Source organism: Romboutsia faecis (genome assembly GCF_014323405.1).
Classification (GTDB): Bacteria; Bacillota; Clostridia; order Peptostreptococcales; family Peptostreptococcaceae; genus Romboutsia_E; species Romboutsia_E faecis.
Genome location: NZ_JACRWE010000001.1, coordinates 408,584 through 428,026 on the forward strand (window position 1 = coordinate 408,584; position 19,443 = coordinate 428,026).

Sequence of the window (19,443 nt, forward strand, 5' to 3'; positions counted from 1 at the left end):
ATCATATCAAACAACTTTTCTATTTAATAGCACTCATAAATTTAATTATATCTTTTGCAGCTATGTCCATTTGCTCTTCTCTATTAATTATAGGAGTATCATCCCCTCTTTGTTCTCCGTAATCTCCAAATTGAGAATGATTAGCCCCTTCTATTTCTACATAAGTAGTATCTTCTGGCAATTTTTCTTTTGATTTAATTAATTTCTCGAAATTAACTATACCATCCTTACTTCCCCATATAGAAAGTACTTCTTTACCCATGCTCTTTAGCTCATCCCCAATAGGATAAGATGATAATAATACAACTCCATCAACAGCACTATTTTCACTTGCAAATTTAGCTGCCATTGTGCCTCCTAACGAATGCCCACCTACAACCCATTTTTTTATATTACTATATTCATCTATCACCTTTTCTCCTCTATTATAAGAAAATATCGCTAAGTTCATAGGCATATTTACAATAACAACTTCATAACCTTGCTCAGCTATTCTTCTACATAATGGTGCATATGATTCAGGTTCTACTTTTGCACCCGGATAAAAAATAAAACCTTTTGTGGCTTCTATATTTTTAGGTGTAAACGATATAAATTTATCTATTTTTACTTCTACTGTATTATCACTAATAAGCGCTTCTTTTGCTAACTCTTGAGGTTTATAACTATCATTTGCCCATATAAATAAACCAATAATTCCTATTACAATAGTTCCTATAATTATCTTCATTAAGTTATTATTTTTATTTTTTCTATCTTCTTCAATGAATACTTCATTTTTTAACTCATCGTAAAGTAAAGGCCTTTCTAGTTCCATTGTTATACTAAAAGTATCATCTAAATTTCGCCCTTTTGACTTTACATCATCTTTCATACGCTACCTCCCAAAAATCTAAATACATCTTATAGTTTACCATACATTATTTGTTTTTTCACCTTATAAAATATTTCAATTTTATTACTTTTTCAATAAGTAATAAAATCGAAATATAAAAAAGAGATTAGCCTTAATATTATTACATATCAAACTAATCTCTTTACATTTATACTATTTTATTTAATTAATTGTTACATGAGTTTAACTTTTTTGCCACAGCATATACAGTAATTAGAGTCTGATTCAATTTTAGAATCACAAAATTCACATATTATCATATTTCTGTCATCTAAATTATCAACCTTTTTGCCACAAACTGAGCAAAATCTATCTTGATTTTTAATTTTATTACCACATTCACAATCATTAGTATTATTCTTTTTCATCAATTTATTTAATTCTATATTTCTATCATAGATAAACTTATCTAACTCTAATAAAGAGCTAGATAAACTATCAAAATCCTCAATGTTTATATATCCTTCCCTAATTTTTTGATAAGTCAATATTCCCATTTCCATAAGTAAAATAGATTTTTTATTTTCAGCATCATTTATTAGATTATATATTCTAGTTCTTTCTTCATAATCTTCTCTTTCACTATTTCCTTTAGATACATTTTCTTTAATTTTAGAAAATTTATGGTTTATTTTATCTTTAAATTTATTGTTATCTAAATTATTATTTTGTAAATTATCCATTTTGATTTACTCCTCCGATATTAATTAAAAATATTTAACTTGTATCCTAGTAAGGATATAAAAAAACTATATATAAATGAGATTAATACAGAGCTTACAATTCCAAACCCCATAGTTAAAGGTGTATTATAATTGCTTAAACTAAATATATCAACGCTACTACCTAAGGTTGCTGTTGTAAGTATTGACAATACACCTACTAAAATCGAATAAAATCCACTTAATAATAAAATCGGCTTAATACCTTCTTCACTTTTACCATATTTCATTTCTAATTTACATGAAAATACTATGATTACTAAAGCTGATAAGAAAAACATAGCTACAAGCATTAAAGTAGTCGTTAAGTATAAGTCTGATCCTATCAAATTAAATAAAGATAATCCCTGGCTTCCTATAGTAACAGGAATAAAGTTTCCAAAAGACCATATATACGCTGCTAGCTGGCTTAACCCTACACCGATGCCTACCTGATTTACATAGTTTGATATACCTAAGTTATATAAATAACTTCTGTCTGCCATAGTCAAAATACATAAAATTACAAATGTTAATACATACCCTATTAAAAGCATGTTGATAGCTCTTTTTAATATACCTAAATACATATTTTCATTTTCATATTCTTTTTTATAAAGAAGTATATAAGTTGATAAAAAACCTATAATAAATCCTTTAAGTATCATTCCTAGTGATCCAAAACTAAATTGTACTATATATCCATATTGCATCATATCGTAAGAATAACTCATTTTTGTTTTGCTAAATAAAGCTAGCACCCCTAAAATTAATCCGTATGTCACACCTACTCCTAGTGAATTTCTTAAGGCTGACTGTGAATTTTTTGTAAACTTCTTATTAAAGATTAAATTTGATACAGTAATTGATACTATAGGCAATACAGCTAAAATAATTATACCTAGATTTAGCTCAAGTCCACCCCATCCCATTGTAGTTGATGAGTATACACTTAAAGACCCTAGATTTAAACTTAAAAGTATATGTATAGTATTAATCACATCTGCTATATCTGGAATATAACTAGACACTGTGCCTTTAAGTATAGTCGATATAATAAATAATATTATAATAGCTACTAATGATGTAATAAATGTTTTAGGCATGTTTAAGTAACTAATTACATCTTTATAATCCCACTTTTCGACTCTAGCATATGATTTATCTGTATTATAAATTTCTTCCAAATTAAATCCGCAAGACTTACAATAAATATCATTATCTTCAACCTTATTATCACAATTAGAGCATTTTTCTGCTTTAACTTTTCTTAATGTAAGTTCTTTGCTTTTTATTTGTCTACTCATAGTACCGTTAACTTTAGAATAATTGCTATATTTATCATTAACGTTATTAAAATCAATATTATCCATACTATTCCTCCATCATTACTTATTTGCTATATTAAAACAATTGTATTTTATTTATATCCATTATACAAAAAAATACTTAACTATAGCTTAACTAAAAACTATAATTAAGTATTTTATATATTTTTCTAGATTACATAATCTATTATTCCCTTTTCTAAATTATATAAATCATTGAATCCTTCCATAGCTAATAAATTACATGCCGTAATACTCCTATGTCCACTCCTACAGTATATAACTATCTTTCTATCCTTATAATCCTCAATCTCATCCATATTAAAAAGCAATTCCGAAAGCGGAACATTCACAGCACCATCAATCTTACTTTCCATAAATTCTTCTTTAGTTCTTATATCTAAAAGTAAAAAATCTTCTTCATTCTTTAAAAGCATATTTAATTCTCTTTTATCTATATTTGTATAACTCATAATTCACCTCGACCAATTATAAATTTTATCATATTATTTATATACCCCTTCTTTTATTTTTCAAGCGGTAAATTCTAATTCATATACAAAAAAAGGGCCTTCAAAGCCCTTTTTATAAAATTAGAATTCAGCATTTCTTGGTGTACGAGGGAATGGTATTACGTCTCTTATGTTAGACATACCAGTCATGTACATTATTATTCTTTCAAATCCAAGACCGAATCCTGAATGTGTAGCTGTTCCGAACTTTCTAAGTTCTAAGTACCACCAGTAATCTTCCTCATTTAATCCTAACTCTTTAATTCTTTCTAACAATACATCTTCTCTTTCTTCTCTTTGAGAACCTCCAACTATTTCACCAACACCTGGAACTAATAAGTCCATAGCTCTAACAGTTTTTCCATCTTCGTTCATTCTCATGTAGAAGGCCTTTATATCTTTTGGATAATCCGTTACGAATACTGGAGCATTGAAAACTTGCTCTGTTATATATCTTTCATGCTCAGTCTGTAAATCATCCCCCCAATTAACCGGATATTCAAACTCATGACCTGAGTTTTGTAGTAATTCTACAGCTTCAGTATAAGTTATTCTCTTGAATTCAGAATTAACTACATTGTTTAATCTATCAAATAAACCTTTATCTATAAAGCTATTGAAGAATTCCATTTCTTCTGGAGCATTTTCCATAACGTAGTTTATAATATATTTTATTAAGTCTTCAGCAAGTTCCATATCATCTTCTAAATCACCAAATGCTATTTCTGGTTCTATCATCCAGAACTCTGAAGCATGTCTTTGAGTAAATGAGTTTTCAGCTCTGAATGTTGGTCCAAATGTATAAACATTTCTAAATGCAAGCGCCATTATTTCTGCATTTAACTGACCACTAACTGTCAAGTTAGCTTCTTTTCCAAAGAAGTCTTTAGAATAATCTATGTTACCTTCCTCCGTCTTAGGTATATTGTTTAAATCCATAGTAGTTAATCTAAACATTTCTCCAGCACCTTCACAGTCACTTCCTGTTATAATTGGAGAGTGTGCATATACGAAGTTTCTTTCCTGGAAGAACTTATGTATAGCGTATGCAGCTAAACTCCTTACTCTAAATACTGCTGAGAAAGTATTACTTCTTGGTCTTAAGTGGGCTATAGTTCTTAAGTACTCAAGAGTATGTCTTTTCTTTTGTAATGGGTATGAGCTATCAGACTCACCTTCTACTACTATGTTAGTAGCATGTATTTCTATTGGTTGCTTAGCTCCCTCTGTTGATACAACCTCACCCTCTACTAATATAGACGAACTTATTGGTAGTTTAGATATTTCTTTGAAATTATCTAATTTATCATCAGCTAATATTATTTGCATGTTTTTAAAGAAACTACCATCATTTAATTCTACGAACCCGAAGTTCTTAGATCCTCTAGATGTTCTTATCCATCCAGCTACTTTTACAGTTTTACCGATATATTCTTCTTGGTTTCTGTATAATTCTTTTACAGTTATAAATTGTTGTTGCATTTTTATTTCCTCCTTTTATTAGTTTAACTTAGTATTTTTATAATAAAAAAGCCCTTCATCCCATATAAAGGGACGAAAGACTATACTTTCGCGGTACCACCCTAATTGTCAAAATTGACCTCTTAGTTAAGCTATGCTTATGATCGTAACGGGATCTTCCGTCTAAGCCTACTTGCTATTGCTTTCGGTTAGAAACTCCGAGATGTTCTTCTATATAAATTTCGTATTAGGCTTACACCATCCCCAACTCGCTATGACTACCTTTTATATATACTCTTCTCTTCATTGTCTTTAGTATTAGTATTTCAATTTGTAAGAAGATTATACCAACTAATAAAATTTTAGTCAATATCTTTATTTAATGTGAATTTTATGTTCTTTTTCTACAATATTGATATTATTTAATATTCGACATATTTTTCCATTATATACCATATTTTTTATTATTTTAATTTATTATTTTTTAATTATTTGGTATAGTCTTATTAGACAGTTTTTATAATAAAAATAATCCGAGGTGAATAATGATAGATATAAAAAAAAGTTTAAAAAATATTTTTTTAACTATAATTTCGATACTAACCTTAAGCTCAGAACATGCATATGCAACTTCATATAACGATATAATTTTTAAAAGTTTAACTATTGAAAATGGATTATCTCAATCAACAGTCGAGACAATACTTCAAGATAGTAATGGATATATATGGATTGGAACAAATGATGGATTAAATAAGTATAACGGATATAGTTTTAAAAAATATGAACATGATATATATAATAAAAATACAATTAGTAGCAATTATATTGTAGATATTATAGAAGATCAAGATGGGTATATCTGGGTCTCAACTACAAATGGATTAAATAAAATAAACCCTAAAGATGACACTATTATTAATTACTTCACAACATCTAAAGATAAGAGTCTTTCAAATAATCGTATATGTGAGATTTTAGTCAGAAAAAATAATGATATCTTAGTCACAACATCTGATGGTTTAAATTTATATAATAAAGATACAGATTCATTCGAAAGAATACTAGGCAATAAAAATGACTTACCTAGCCAGTACATACATTCTATCGAAGAAGATTATTATGAAAATATTTGGTTAGGAACTCAAAGTGGATTAGTAAAATTAGATAAAAACCTAACTAAGATCCAAGAATTTACTAATAAAACAGTTGAGTCAATTTCAGATAATCCTATATATAGAGTATATAGCGATGGACCTGATAACATATGGGTTGCAACTTTAGGTTCTGGCCTTATAAATATAAATTCTAAAACCAACGATATAAAAACATACAAAAATAATAATTCAAAAAAATCTCTTCCTAATGACGTAGTACGAGATATATTAAGAGATTCTAATGGAAATTTATGGATAGTAACTCAAGGTGGAATATGTAAGTATAATGAAAGTGATGATAACTTCACTACATATAAAAATAAAATTTACAATCAGAATAGTCTTATAGATGATAAAGCTTATTGTATTATAGAAGATAAAAGTGGATTAATGTGGGTAGGTACTTATAAGGGTATTTCTCTATTTGATTCTAATAATAAATTTGAACATTATAGCACAGACCCATTTGATAAAAATTCATTGAGTAGCAACATGATACACGGTATTTATGAAGATAGTATCAATAATATTTGGGTAGGGACTAGTATAAAAGGAGTTAATATAATTGATAAAAAAACTAATAACATAAAAATTTTAAGTACTGAAAATAGTGACTTATGTAATGACTCTATAGCTGATATTACTGGAACCAAAAATGAAATTTTTATTGGTACAGCCGGTGGACTCTCTGTTATTAATCAATCCTCTAAAAGCATAGAAAACTTTACTACAAAAGATGGATTACCTGTAGACCCTATAAAATCTTTATTTATTGATAGTACTAATCACCTTTGGATTGGTACAAATAAAGGCTTAGCTATTATGGATATTAATACTAAAAAAATATTAAATATTACCCATGTTCTTGAGAATAATTCTATTAATGACTTATTTATAAAGGATATATATGAAAGTAAAAACGGAAACTATTATATTGGTTGCTTTTTAGATGGTGGATTAGTCCAATTAAACCCAATTGATAATAGCATTAAAGTTTATAAAAACATAGAAAATGATAATTCTAGTATAAGTAATAATTCAATACGATCAATATCAGAAGATAATTTAGGAAATTTACTCGTAGGTACTAGTCATGGCTTAAACATTCTAGATGTAGATTCAGGTAAATTTAAACATTATACAACTAACGATGGTTTACCTAACAATACCATTTATGGAATTTTAGTGGATTCATACAATCATATTTGGATGAGTACAAACTCTGGGCTATCAAAATTTAATCCATCTACAGAGGTATTCCAAAATTTTACCATAATAGATGGTATTCAAAGTAATGAATTTAATGGAAATGCTTATTTTAAAGCTAATGATGGAAAATTTTACTTTGGAGGAATAAATGGTTTAAATGCATTTTTTCCAGAAAAAATAGATGTATCAGAATTTACACCTAATGTAATCTTTGATGAATTTAAGGTAGAGGGTTTAAGTTATGATACCACCTCTAACTATGATCTTGAATCGAACGAAAATAATATCTCTTTAAGCTTCTTCGTCAATGACTATAAAAATTTAAACGGAGTTCAATATTATTATATGCTAGAAGGATCTGATGAAAATTGGAATATATCCCATAATAACGAAATAATTTATGGAAACTTATCTCCTGGTAATTATACGTTTAAAGTAAAAGCTTTAAACTACAATGGGGTTATGAGCCCTGAAAATAAAATTTCATTTACAATAAAGCCTCCATTTTGGAAAAGTAATCTTGCTATTTATATATATATAATAATATTTTTAATTGCAATATACTTCAACCGTAGCAAAGTTAAAAGGTTAGATAAATTAGTAGAAAAACGTACAGAAGAACTTGTATATGAAATGAATAAAAATAAAAAATTATTTAATAAACTGATAAAGCTTGAAGTAAGTAAGAATAATTATTTTGTAAATTTATCTCATGAATTAAGAACACCTTTAAATGTACTAAATGGAACAAGCCAACTTATAAAAGATTTTAATAAAAAAGGTGAAATCGAACCGAATAAATTAGATTACTATATGGATATAATGACTCGAAATTGTAATAGACTATTAAATATAATAAATAATATAATCGATACTAGCAAACTTCAAAGTGATAACTATATAATAACTAAAAAAAATGAAGATATAGTTTATATCGTTGAGGAAACCATATTAGGATTGAAGGATTATATAGAAAGCAAAGGAATAGAATTTACTATAGATACAATGGTTGAAGAAAAAGTAATAGAGTGTGATAAATATGAAATCGAAAGATGCATAGTAAATTTAATTGGAAATGCAGTTAAATTTACTCCAAAAGGCGGTAAAATCGATGTATTGATAAATGATTTAGATAGTGCTGTAGAGATACGTATAAAAGATACAGGTATAGGAATAAGTAAAGAAAATCAATTAACTATATTTAATAAATTTAATCAAGTTTTAGATTCTAACTCAGAATCAAAAGGGGGAAGTGGTTTAGGTCTTACTATAACTAAACATTTAATAGAGCTTCATAACGGACAAATATCTGTAAAAAGTAAATTAGGTGAAGGAAGTGAGTTTATAATCATATTACCTACTAATAGTAACGAAAATATAAATTAAATAATAAAATGGCCAATAACTTATAAGTTATTGGCCATTTTATTATTTAATTTATACGTTTTAACTCTACAATTCTAGTCAATAATTCATTATAAGAGGTGGTGTACATGAAATATTTTTTATCATTTCTATTAATACTATTTTTTATTTCTCCAAATATAGAAAAAGATAAATCTATATCAGAAGTTTTTAGAGATGGATTTTTTAATTATATAACTTGCTTAGATAAATCTTTTAATTATGCCAAACAAAACTTCCCAATTATCTCAACTTTAACAGAATTGAGTTATGAAAAAACTTATAATAAAATTATGGATACTAGATCTTTTACTAAACATCTAGTATCTTCAGGTGAAACTATAGATGATATAATAAAGAAATATAATTTTAATATCAATAATAGCGATTTAGATGATTTTAGAGAAATTATTTATAAGGAAAATTCAGATGTTGTGTCAGAGGACTATAATATACAATCAGGTGAATACATCTTCGTACCTACAGAGTAAAAGGCTATCTAAATTTAGATAGCCTTCTTACTTTTTATTAAATTTTATTAAATATCAAGTTCGACTACCATTATCTACCCAGTCTTTTGCTTGTAGAACATTCTCTTCTGATGGTATTGTTACATTACTTTCTGGCATAATTTCATCAGCCTCTGATATTGGGGCATTTAACCCTTGGTCTAATGCTAATTTTAAATTTAACCTTCTATTATTCTCTCCAGTTAATGCTTTAGCTTTATTTTCTATCAAAATTATCACCTCTTGTTGTCTTTTAATATATATTGTTAACACTTTTTTTATTACAATTCGCATTATGATAATTTTCACTATTTTTAATTTATACTTAGATAATATCTTAAGATTTTCTAAACATTTATCAATTTTGTATGTATCAATAAGAAATTTATTGTATAATACTACTATTAATTATAATAATGTAACTTAATTTATATGACAAAAAGGATGTGTTATTTTGAGAGATAAAAAAGTTTATTTTAATATCATACTTACAGTAGTTATTTCTTATATTTTAATTAAATTTATTGATAACTATAATTATTTTTTTGATATAGTAAGTTTGTTATTATCACTTCTTACACCATTTGTAATTGCATTTATATTAGCATATGTACTTAATCCTATCGTTAATATATTAGAAAAGAAGCTTAAACTCAAGAGAATTGGTTCTTTACTTATTACTTATGGATTTTTTATAGCTTTACTAGGAGCATTTATAATTTATACAATTCCTTCAATAGTAGGCAGTATAGCAGATATAGTAAACCAATTGCCTATATATGCTTCACAAACACAAGACTTCTTATTAAAACTAGGAGAAAGCTTGAAAAACGTCGATCCAAATACTATAAAAGACCTTGCTAATAAAGCTATGGCTGCTATGCCTCAGTTTAGTAATTTATTCATAGGATATATAGGTAATATATTTAATACTACCTTTTCTATAGGTAAATTTATAGTTCAATTTGGACTAGCATGTATTATTTGTTTCTATATATTACTCGAAAAAGAAAGTTTCTTATCTTTCTCAAAAAAATCAGTATATATATTATTAGGTCAAAAGTTAGGTAAATTTACCATAAATGTATGCAGTAGATTAAACTCTAATATTGGAAAATATTTTTCTGGTAAGATATTAGATTCAGCTATAGTAGGAGTTCTATCAGCAATAGGTCTTTACTTTATAGGTTCTAAGTATGCTCTATTATTTGGAACTTTAATAGGATTTATGAATTTAATTCCTTACTTTGGTCCAGTCATAGGCATGACTCCTGTTGTAGTAATAAACTTATTCTACAATCCAAGTGTATCTTTATACTCTTTAATTTATTTACTTCTTGTTCAGCAAGTAGAAGTGGCAGTTATAGAACCTAAAATAGTAGGTGGCCAACTTGGACTTAGCCCATTTTTAACAATACTAGCTATGACTATAGGTGGCGGATTCTTCGGAATACCAGGAATGATTCTATCAGTTCCTATAATGGGAGTTTTAAAAATATACATAGTTGAATTCATAGAATCTAAAAATATAAATATAGATACTAATTAATTACACTTTGTAAAATATATATTCATTAAAGAACCCAGTTATATTAAAGTTAAATATAATTGGGTTCTTTAAAATAAAAAAGGCAGTCTTACAACCTATAACTTATGGTTATTAGATTATAAAACATGCCTTTATATAACTCTATTCAATTAATTACTTCATTTAATAAACAATTAATCTCTTTTGTAAATTGTATTTCCTTCTTTTATAGTTTCAAGAACTTGAATAGTTTCTAATTCTTCAGATGGTATAGTTAATGGGTTTTTATCAACTATTATCATATCTGCTAATTTACCAACTTCTATAGAACCCTTTGTATCTTCTTCAAAGTATTGGTAAGCTCCATTTATAGTTACAGCCTTTATAGCTTCCATTACTGATATTCTTTGATGTTCACCTAATACTCTACCACTTTCAGTTTTTCTATTAACTGCATTGTGTATTCCTAATATTTGGTTAGGTAATTTAACTGGTGGGTCTTGATGTATAGTGAATTTTATTCCTTTTTCTAAAGCCCATCCCATTGGAGATATATTTTGAGCTCTTTCTGGTCCAAATACTTCATCATGATGTAAGTCTCCCCAGAATCTAACGTGATCATTGAAGAATGTTGGTATAGCTCCAATTTCTTTTATCTCATCTAATTGTTCTTTTCTTAAGCATTGGCAGTGAACCATAACTGGTCTTAAATCATTTTTATTTCCAGTTATTTCTAAAGCCTTCTTGTAACATCTTAAGAATTGAGCAGAAGCTTCATCACCATTTACATGAGTATGTACTTGTAAGTTTCTGTTTATACAGTCTACGTAGTATTGAGTTACAACTTCATCTGTTTGAGTTCCATATCCACAGTAATCTTCCGGTTGACCTGCTGGCACAACATGGTAAGGTTCGCTTAACCAAGCTGTAAATCCTTGAGGAGAACCATCTAACCAAGTCTTAGCTCCAGCTAATTTATAGTGATTTTTGTATTCTCTCTTTGGAGTACCTTCATCATTCATAAGTTGAGTTGTTACTGGTTGAGTTGCTAATCCAACTATGTCTATAATTAACTTACCTGTATTAGCACAAGTATCTAATATATGAGTATATCCATTAGCTAATTCAACAGAAGCATCTTGAGTAGTTGTTATACCTAAAGATGCATATACTTTTTGAACTCTTTCAACTGCTCTTAAAACATCTTCAAAACCTGGAGATATTACAACTTTCTTTTTCTCACTATCAAGTATAGCATTTTCTTCTAAAACACCGTTTGCCTCTCTTGAATCTTCAGATACAGTTCTAACAACTCCACCTTCTGGAACTACGTAGTCCTCTCCAGCATAACCGTATAATTCTAATCCTTTAGAGTTAACGCACGCTAAATGTCCTGATGCATGAGATATTGTTATAGGTACTTCTGTACTAACAGTATCTAAATCAAATTTAGTTGGGTGTAATCCACCTTCAAATTTAGTATTATCATATCCAAATCCAATTAACCACTTATCTCCTTGTGGTGGATTTTCTTTTAATTCTTTCTTTAATCTATCAAGTAACTCTTCTTTTGAAGTAACATCACCTAAAGTAACTATCATTAATGTTTGCGCCGTAGCCACTACATGTCCATGTGGGTCTATTAAACCTGGCATTATAGTTTTTCCTTCTAAGTCAACTACTAACGTTTCTTCGTCTTTTAATGCTAATATTTCTTCATTAGTCCCTACAGCTTTTATTAAACCATTTTCAACTAATACTGCTTCTGCTATAGACTCATTATTGTCTACAGTTATTACATGTCCATTAAAATAAAGTTTTTTAGTCATTTGAGTCTCTCCTATCCTTATGAGGTAAGTATATATAATACGTGTAATATACTATTATTTGCTATGCATTTAATAATAGTATATTCACAAGATTAACAATTTTTTATATAGAAAGTCAATGTATTGTTTTTAATAAAAATTATTCATTTCAATTATTTCTAATATATTTTGAATTTTTCAAATAAGTCATAATAACAATTTACAAACTTTCATTAATAATTTTTGAGTATGCTAGATATTTTTTCATCCTCTCTAATACATCATATTTATCATCAACTACAATTTCATTTTCCCAAATAGAATCAAAGAATATATCACATATATTCTTAAACTCACTATCCCTTATTATTGCATAATCATTAATTCTGCTTTGAGGGTTTATCTTCATTATCTTTAATGTTTTCGATAAGTATAAAGATGGATTTTCATCTTCTTTAAAACCTTCTACAAAGTTACCATCAATTAATTTTATTTCAACATTTTCTGATTCTGTAATTATCTTCTCAATGTGATTGATATGTTTTTCTCTTTGCTCAAAAGTTAATTCAACTGGTATATTGAAAAAGTTAAGCTTCCCCGAGGATATATAACTTTCAAGGCCTGACTCATAGATTAAAACCTTTAATTTAGAAGTATAAGTTACGTTCTGTAAAAACATATTTATTTTTTTTAATTCATCTAAAACTTCATCATCATCACCAAAAACTAAACTTGCAACTTCATTAAATAGATCATATGGCATAAAAAGTTCACTTATTGAACCCAGCAATAACCTTAAGTCTTGATTCATTATATATTGAGTAAATTTTTTATCCCTTATCATTTCTATAGATGTTTTTCTATCTATAATTGGTTTACCTTGATTTTTTACCATTTCATCTAAACTATAATACATTTCATCTATGATTCTTTTTTCTTTTGACATATTTGTCAATAAACACTGCTTATCTTTGTTAAATATAGCCATGTGAAATATACTATCTTTAACAACTGCCATAATCGAATTTGAGTCTACTTCACAATTATATACTTTAAAATCCATATCAGGATATTTTGTAATCATATTTATAATAAGTATAGTGTTAAAAATTACATCTTCATGTTCACCTTCAAATCCCATCAATAGTCTAGCTCTAACCTTGACATTATCTTCTAACTCCGCTAATTGATCTTTCATATCCGAAATAGCCATTCTATCACTATTATTTAATCTATATAAATTCGCAGATATAATTAAATCTAACTTGTTAGATTTATTTAAAAACGAATACATATCTTTAGATAAATACTGCTTTCTTAATCTAGGATTAATATGCATCATGCTATTATAATTATCTTCCCAATGAGTTCTACTATGTATATTAGGGATATTTTTTTGTGCCGTAAATATATATGACTCTTTCAAGTTCTCTTCTAGGTATTTTGATAATATACTATTTGTGTCTACATCATCATCTATTTCAAAGTACCCTTTAAGATCTTGCATAGTTATAGGCGTAAGAGAGTTTACTATAAATTCAGAGGTTCTTTTACAAACGTCAGATATACTCTTTTGAGTTGGTAAGTTCTTACCATTGATCCATTTACTTATATACGAAACATCATACCCTAGTATTTTCGCTAATGTACTCTTTTTTTGATTGGATAAATATAATAATTTATCTAATAATTGTCCAAAAGTAATGTTTTTCAATTAATTAATCCTCCAATACTTCAAAATGCTTATTTAGTATTTCATAATAATATTATTTCTTATTAATTTCTACCTATTCCAAATTCTAATAGATTGTTAATGTTCCGTACTCAATAACTTCAAGTATAAACTATTTTACCGCGTTTTTTTTTGGAATTCAATGAATTTTAGTGTTATTTTTTTCAAAGTATTTCATTTTTAATCAACATTTTCAATGTTTTTTCACTGTTTTTCTGTGATAACATTTTATGTGGTTTTATCATTCGTATAAAATTAATCAACAACAAAAGGAGAAATAATAATGAGCAATTTAAACAAAAGTAAAAAGCTTGCAACAGGCTGGCTTATAGTTGTTGCTTGTATGCTTATCCAAGCTATACCATTTGGTGTTGCTTCAAACATACAACCTCAATTCGTAAGTTATGTTGTAGAAGAGAAAGGATTTACTCTTGCAGGATTCTCTCTTATATTTACATTAGGTACTGTTGTATCAGCAATTGCATCACCATTCATAGGTATGATGTATAATAAAATAAATGTTAAGACAATGTACTTACTAGGTGGTATACTTTCTGGTGGAGGGTTCTTAGCATTCTCTATGTGTCAAGAATTATGGCAATTCTACATAGTAGCTGGTATAGTTCAAGTTGGTACTGCAGCTATATCATCTATAGGTGTACCGCTTTTAATAAACGGTTGGTTTGATGAGTTATCAAAAGGAAAAGCTCTAGGACTTGCTTTTGCAGGAGGTTCTATAGGTAATATATTCCTTCAACAATTAACTGCTTTCTCATTAAAGAATTATGGAGCATCTCAATCTTACTTATACTTTGGTATATTATCATTAGTTGTAGGTATACCTATAACATTATTATTCTTAAGAATGCCTAAGAATAACAATGAAATAGTTAAAGGTAAGAAAAAAGAAGAAGATACAAAATCTGAAAATACAAATTCAACTGAAGTTGACTGGGGATATACTCTTAATGAAGTAAAAAGCCTTAAGTACTTCTGGATATTCGCTTTAGGATTATTCTTCTTAGGAATGTACGTTTCTGCTCTAGCAGTTCAATACCCAGCTTACTTAAAATTACACTTAAAGATAGACCCAATGATAGTTGGTATGGTTGGATCTATATTTGCATTATGTTCTTTAGGTGGAAACTTATTTGGAGGAATAATATTCGACAAGTTAGGTATTACTAAAGGACTTATTGTTGCTGCTATATTAGCTGCTACTTCTTGTTTAGCATTAATATTTGCAGGACAAATGCCTATACTTGCACAAGTATTTGCAGCGTTAAAAGGGTTATCTGTTTTCGCGTACATGATGGGACCTTCTTTACTTGCAGGTTCATTCTTCGGTAAAAAAGAATTCGGTGCTATTCTTGGTGTAGTTCAAATATTCTTCGCTGTAGGATTCGCTGCTGGTTCATCAGTATTCGCATTATTAGTTGATAAAGCTGGATACAGCGTAGCTTGGACAACTATCTTAGTATTCATAGGAATATGTTACGCATCACTTATAGTTGCTTCTATAGGTATGAGTAGTTTAAACAAAAAAAGAATATCTAATTTAGAAAATGCTAACAAAGCAGCTTAATTAAATTTTATATTAAAAAAATGGGATGAACTAATAATTTAGTTCATCCCATTTTTTATTATTTTTATTGTATTGTTTGAGCCACTTCCCTTAATGCTATATCTTCTCCTATAGTTTCTTCTATCAACGCTTTAATATCTATAGCTGGAGTATCTTCTACCTTTATAACTTCACCTTCCCAAGTTCTAATCATAATATAATCAGTACCCTTAGAAATTAAGTATTGAGGAAGTAATGGAGTCTTTCCTTTTCCTTTTGGTGCGTTTATTATATATGTTGGAATTGCCATACCAGATGTATAACCTCTTAAGTATTCCATAATTTCCATTCCATCATCAACTGATGTATTAAAATGCTTTGTTCCTTTTACATGTTTACTATGGAATATATAATATGGTTTAACTCTTATCTTTAGTAATTCATGATTTAAACATCTCATTATAAATTTATCGTTATTTACACCGTTTAATAACACTGCTTGATTTCCAAGCGGTACACCTGAATTCGCTAACTTTTCGCAAGCAACTTTAGTTTCTTCAGTTATTTCCATCGGATGATTAAAATGAGTGTTAATATATATTGGATGATACTTCTTTATCATTTCACAAAACTCATCTGTTATTCTTTGTGGCATAGTCACTAAAGTTCTTGTACCTAGCCTAATATAGTCCACATGAGGTATTTTTCTTAATTCACTTATTATCCATTCTAACATATTATCACTTAGAGTTAGCGGATCTCCACCCGTTATTAAAACATCTCTTATTTCTTCATTTTCTCTAACGTAATCTATTGATTCTTTTAATACTGCTCTTGATTGATGGCAATCTTGTTGACCTATATTTCTTCTTCTTTGACAATGTCTACAGTACATAGCGCATTCATTAGTAACATTTATTATTAATCTATCTGGATATCTCCTTGTAATACTACCTGCTGGGTTTGTAAATTCTTCTCCCATAGGATCTAAGTCATGTTGCTCATCTTCTAATTCTATAAAAGATGGTATAGACATTAATTTAATTGGATCTGCAATATCTTTTGGATCTATTAAGCTCAAATAATAAGGAGATATAGCCCATCTAAATTTATCTTCTACTTCTCTTATTTGTTCTATTTCTTTTTCTGTTAATTTTAGTATTTTGGATAATGTATCTACATTTGTTATTCGATTTGATAATTGCCACTTATAATCATTCCAGTTTTCTTCTGTTCCATCTAAAACTCTTAAGATATGTTCTTTTCTTGAATTTATCTCTTCTTTTAATTCTAACCCCTTTGGTATTTCTTTTCTAATATCTACATAATCTTCTATTCTTGATTTTAGTTGCGAAGCTCTTTCTAAAGATATTTTGGTACTTTTATCCATAGTATTATATCAAGGAGTGATAAATATCCTTGATATTCCCCCTTTCTTTTGTTGAATAATTTTTTATCCTTTGATTTATTTTATCATATTGAAAACTTTTTTCCAATATATATCAAATAATGTTAATCCTTTACATAAATTTTATTGTCTTAGGTATTTTCATCAATTTTTTTGCTTAATCTACCCATCATGTTTTTTGCAAAATTTGAGATATCATCTGGTACACACATTGATTCAGCTAATAGAACATAAATTTCAACTGCTCTTTTATAATCTCTTTTACCTGCATAAGCTTTATACGCCTCTTTAGATAATTCTTTGGATATTAAGTTTATTCTCTCATATCTTTTTCTCAATTTTCTTCTCTCCTAAATAATAATATTCTTATAAAAATACTATTATTATTGTAGTAAACATATTACAAAATTGCCTTATAATAAAAAAAGAGCAAATCCAAAATAAAATCTAACGAAATATTTCTCATGTTAAACTTTATTTTGAAATTTACTCTATTATAGAAAATTAAACATTAAATTTATTCTTATTTAAATACCTTAATAGCACTTTTTACCTCATCTTTACCTTCAATAATAGCTGATACATATACCTCTAAGTTCAAGTCTTCACCCTCTAAATTTAAGTTATAGCTATTCTCACTAATACCTTCTGCATATAACACAAATGACTGACTTCCCTTAGATATGTCTTTTACATAAATATTATATCTAGCATTCTCTATAGTATCCCATGACAGATATATATTTTTATTATCCTTATCTAAATTCGCTGATAAATTAATCGATTCATTTTCAATATCTTCTATAGAATGTTTGACATTCACAATATTACTTTTATTTGTATTCCCTTTATCAGTAACGCCAACCACATAAATATCAAAGTCTGCCTTATGAATATTATCTAAATCTATCTCAAGATTTGCCCTTATTTTATTTTTACTATCTAAGTCAATCTTGTCCATTATTATAGATCTAACTGCATTATACTTTTTATCATCTGATAAATTATCCCTTAAGTATACATCATAGTTATATATTTCTTCCATACTACTCCATGTTAATGTAATTAGTAATTTATTGTCAACTATTTTATAGGTCGAAATTAAATCCTTAATAGATTTTTTTAGCAATGATTCCTTTGCAACTTTAACTGTCACTATTTGTGATTTTTTATTAGAACCAATACCACAGGATATTAGTACTTTTTCTTCTCCTTCTCTTAGGCCTACAATTACCCCATTCTGATCTAACCTTATAGCTCTTTCTATAGGAAGTTTAGACTCTACTAATTGATATTCTACGCTTGGATGTTTTAAGCCTCTTGGACTAGTAGTAATCTTAGGTACTATTTTCTTACTTTCTCCAACCTCTATTTCTATAGATTTATCTACTTTCATGCTAGATACTTTAGCACTTATTCTATATCTTATAGAATCTACTTTATCACCAGATTTTGCATATATAGTAGCATTTCCTACTCCAACAGCCTTCACTTGATTTCCTTCAATTTTTATTATATCTTCATTAGAACTCTCATATATTACCTTATAAGAATCTTTAAATCTCTTGTAGTCTACTTCAACATTACTACCTATTTCTGCTCTATCGCCAACGAACACTAGGTTTCCATCTACATTTAAATCTAAGCTTTCTACTTTAGGGTCTACTACCAATACCGTTGCTTTTTTTAATACCCTCGAATTCTTGACAATTGCAATTGAAGAATATCCCTTTTTTAGTCCTATTAATGTTGCAGTATTTGGCTCTTTTTCATTACTATCAATTATTTTTAATATCTTGTTATCATCTAATACTTTAAAACTTATTTCTGGATCTTTTGCATATTGAGGAATCTTTATATATTCCCCACTCGATAATGTAACCTCTTCACCAAGCCTTATAACATACTTATCTATATCTTGAATATAATCTCCATTTATAATGTTAATTTCTACACCTTTTATCATTGGTCTTAGGATTCCAAATTTAAAAAGGTAGTATTGAGCTACAATTAGTAAAGGAATAATTAGTATAATGATACATTTTCTATTTTTCATTTGGTCTATAATCCTCATATACTCACTTCCTTAAGATTATTTTTATTTGTTACCCTAAGAAATAAATTTCATAGTTCATAAGTATTCTGTAATTATATTATAACTTCATTATTAGATTGCCTTTATCCTTTATCCAAATTAAAATAACTTTTTATTTTTTATAAAAAATTC

General features: G+C 27.7%; 15 protein-coding genes and 1 other annotated feature. Of the genes, 4 read left to right on the forward strand and 11 right to left on the reverse strand.

The genetic code is table 11. The annotated features are described in order from the left end of the window. Window positions 1–19: 19 nt before the first annotated feature. From H8923_RS01995 to asnS, 5 genes are all read right to left on the reverse strand, one after another. On the reverse strand, window positions 20–874 hold the full coding sequence (locus tag H8923_RS01995; RefSeq protein ID WP_243139897.1) for an alpha/beta hydrolase: 855 nt from the start codon (window positions 872–874) through the stop codon (window positions 20–22). 194 nt (window positions 875–1,068) lie between these two features. After that, window positions 1,069–1,578 carry a zinc ribbon domain-containing protein gene (locus tag H8923_RS02000; RefSeq protein ID WP_153925338.1) on the reverse strand — a complete coding sequence of 170 codons (510 nt, stop codon included), beginning with the start codon at window positions 1,576–1,578 and terminating at the stop codon, window positions 1,069–1,071. Between the two features lie 20 nt (window positions 1,579–1,598). Further along, the gene (locus H8923_RS02005; protein WP_153925341.1) at window positions 1,599–2,969 is read right to left on the reverse strand and encodes a zinc ribbon domain-containing protein; all 1,371 of its coding nucleotides are present in this window, start codon (window positions 2,967–2,969) and stop codon (window positions 1,599–1,601) included. Window positions 2,970–3,094: 125 nt separating this feature from the next. Next, window positions 3,095–3,397, reverse strand: coding sequence for a rhodanese-like domain-containing protein (locus tag H8923_RS02010; RefSeq protein WP_153925343.1), 303 nt, complete (start codon window positions 3,395–3,397; stop codon window positions 3,095–3,097). Window positions 3,398–3,517: 120 nt separating this feature from the next. Further along, window positions 3,518–4,918 (reverse strand): asparagine--tRNA ligase, encoded by a 1,401-nt coding sequence (gene asnS / locus H8923_RS02015; RefSeq protein WP_153925346.1) that lies wholly within the window; start codon window positions 4,916–4,918, stop codon window positions 3,518–3,520. A 65-nt stretch (window positions 4,919–4,983) separates the two neighbouring features. Beyond that, window positions 4,984–5,213, reverse strand: a binding site (T-box leader). Between the two features lie 229 nt (window positions 5,214–5,442). Here asnS and H8923_RS02020 point away from each other — a divergent pair. Further along, window positions 5,443–8,649, forward strand: coding sequence for a ligand-binding sensor domain-containing protein (locus tag H8923_RS02020; RefSeq protein WP_153925350.1), 3,207 nt, complete (start codon window positions 5,443–5,445; stop codon window positions 8,647–8,649). A gap of 107 nt (window positions 8,650–8,756) precedes the next feature. Next, window positions 8,757–9,158, forward strand: coding sequence for a hypothetical protein (locus tag H8923_RS02025; protein WP_153925354.1), 402 nt, complete (start codon window positions 8,757–8,759; stop codon window positions 9,156–9,158). Between the two features lie 54 nt (window positions 9,159–9,212). On the opposite strand, the gene H8923_RS02030 is transcribed toward H8923_RS02025, so the two are convergent. Continuing rightward, on the reverse strand, window positions 9,213–9,407 hold the full coding sequence (locus H8923_RS02030) for a CDIF630_02480 family spore surface protein (RefSeq protein WP_172976692.1): 195 nt from the start codon (window positions 9,405–9,407) through the stop codon (window positions 9,213–9,215). 223 nt (window positions 9,408–9,630) lie between these two features. Here H8923_RS02030 and H8923_RS02035 point away from each other — a divergent pair, with 223 nt between their 5' ends. After that, window positions 9,631–10,725, forward strand: a complete 1,095-nt coding sequence (locus H8923_RS02035) for an AI-2E family transporter (RefSeq protein ID WP_153925360.1) — start codon at window positions 9,631–9,633, stop codon at window positions 10,723–10,725. A gap of 173 nt (window positions 10,726–10,898) precedes the next feature. On the opposite strand, the gene H8923_RS02040 is transcribed toward H8923_RS02035, so the two are convergent. Continuing rightward, window positions 10,899–12,533 carry an amidohydrolase gene (locus H8923_RS02040; RefSeq protein WP_153925362.1) on the reverse strand — a complete coding sequence of 545 codons (1,635 nt, stop codon included), beginning with the start codon at window positions 12,531–12,533 and terminating at the stop codon, window positions 10,899–10,901. A gap of 199 nt (window positions 12,534–12,732) precedes the next feature. Then, a complete protein-coding gene (locus H8923_RS02045; RefSeq protein WP_153925365.1) occupies window positions 12,733–14,226 on the reverse strand; it encodes a helix-turn-helix domain-containing protein in 1,494 nt (497 codons plus the stop codon). A gap of 301 nt (window positions 14,227–14,527) precedes the next feature. Between H8923_RS02045 and H8923_RS02050 the strand changes: the two genes are divergently transcribed. Beyond that, window positions 14,528–15,829 carry a conjugated bile salt MFS transporter gene (locus tag H8923_RS02050; protein WP_153925379.1) on the forward strand — a complete coding sequence of 434 codons (1,302 nt, stop codon included), beginning with the start codon at window positions 14,528–14,530 and terminating at the stop codon, window positions 15,827–15,829. Window positions 15,830–15,893: 64 nt separating this feature from the next. Here H8923_RS02050 and eam read toward each other — a convergent pair whose 3' ends face one another. The 3 genes from eam to H8923_RS02065 all read right to left on the reverse strand — a co-directional run bounded on the left by eam (window position 15,894) and on the right by H8923_RS02065 (window position 19,290). Next, window positions 15,894–17,198, reverse strand: coding sequence for a glutamate 2,3-aminomutase (eam, locus tag H8923_RS02055; protein ID WP_153925382.1), 1,305 nt, complete (start codon window positions 17,196–17,198; stop codon window positions 15,894–15,896). A gap of 149 nt (window positions 17,199–17,347) precedes the next feature. Further along, window positions 17,348–17,554, reverse strand: coding sequence for a hypothetical protein (locus tag H8923_RS02060; protein ID WP_153925385.1), 207 nt, complete (start codon window positions 17,552–17,554; stop codon window positions 17,348–17,350). A 185-nt stretch (window positions 17,555–17,739) separates the two neighbouring features. After that, window positions 17,740–19,290: a hypothetical protein gene (locus H8923_RS02065; protein WP_153925388.1), complete on the reverse strand. Its 1,551-nt coding sequence runs from the start codon at window positions 19,288–19,290 to the stop codon at window positions 17,740–17,742. Between the last annotated feature and the right edge of the window lie 153 nt (window positions 19,291–19,443).

What these genes read in the sequence shown, in the direction of transcription:
- H8923_RS02050 (WP_153925379.1), top strand. Translation starts at nt 14,528, where the DNA reads ATGAGCAATTTAAACAAAAGTAAAAAGCTTGCAACAGGCTGGCTTATA.
- H8923_RS01995 (WP_243139897.1), bottom strand. Translation starts at nt 874, where the DNA reads ATGAAAGATGATGTAAAGTCAAAAGGGCGAAATTTAGATGATACTTTT.
- H8923_RS02000 (WP_153925338.1), bottom strand. Translation starts at nt 1,578, where the DNA reads ATGGATAATTTACAAAATAATAATTTAGATAACAATAAATTTAAAGAT.
- H8923_RS02010 (WP_153925343.1), bottom strand. Translation starts at nt 3,397, where the DNA reads ATGAGTTATACAAATATAGATAAAAGAGAATTAAATATGCTTTTAAAG.
- H8923_RS02005 (WP_153925341.1), bottom strand. Translation starts at nt 2,969, where the DNA reads ATGGATAATATTGATTTTAATAACGTTAATGATAAATATAGCAATTAT.
- eam (WP_153925382.1), bottom strand. Translation starts at nt 17,198, where the DNA reads ATGGATAAAAGTACCAAAATATCTTTAGAAAGAGCTTCGCAACTAAAA.
- H8923_RS02065 (WP_153925388.1), bottom strand. Translation starts at nt 19,290, where the DNA reads ATGAGGATTATAGACCAAATGAAAAATAGAAAATGTATCATTATACTA.
- asnS (WP_153925346.1), bottom strand. Translation starts at nt 4,918, where the DNA reads ATGCAACAACAATTTATAACTGTAAAAGAATTATACAGAAACCAAGAA.
- H8923_RS02025 (WP_153925354.1), top strand. Translation starts at nt 8,757, where the DNA reads ATGAAATATTTTTTATCATTTCTATTAATACTATTTTTTATTTCTCCA.
- H8923_RS02020 (WP_153925350.1), top strand. Translation starts at nt 5,443, where the DNA reads ATGATAGATATAAAAAAAAGTTTAAAAAATATTTTTTTAACTATAATT.
- H8923_RS02040 (WP_153925362.1), bottom strand. Translation starts at nt 12,533, where the DNA reads ATGACTAAAAAACTTTATTTTAATGGACATGTAATAACTGTAGACAAT.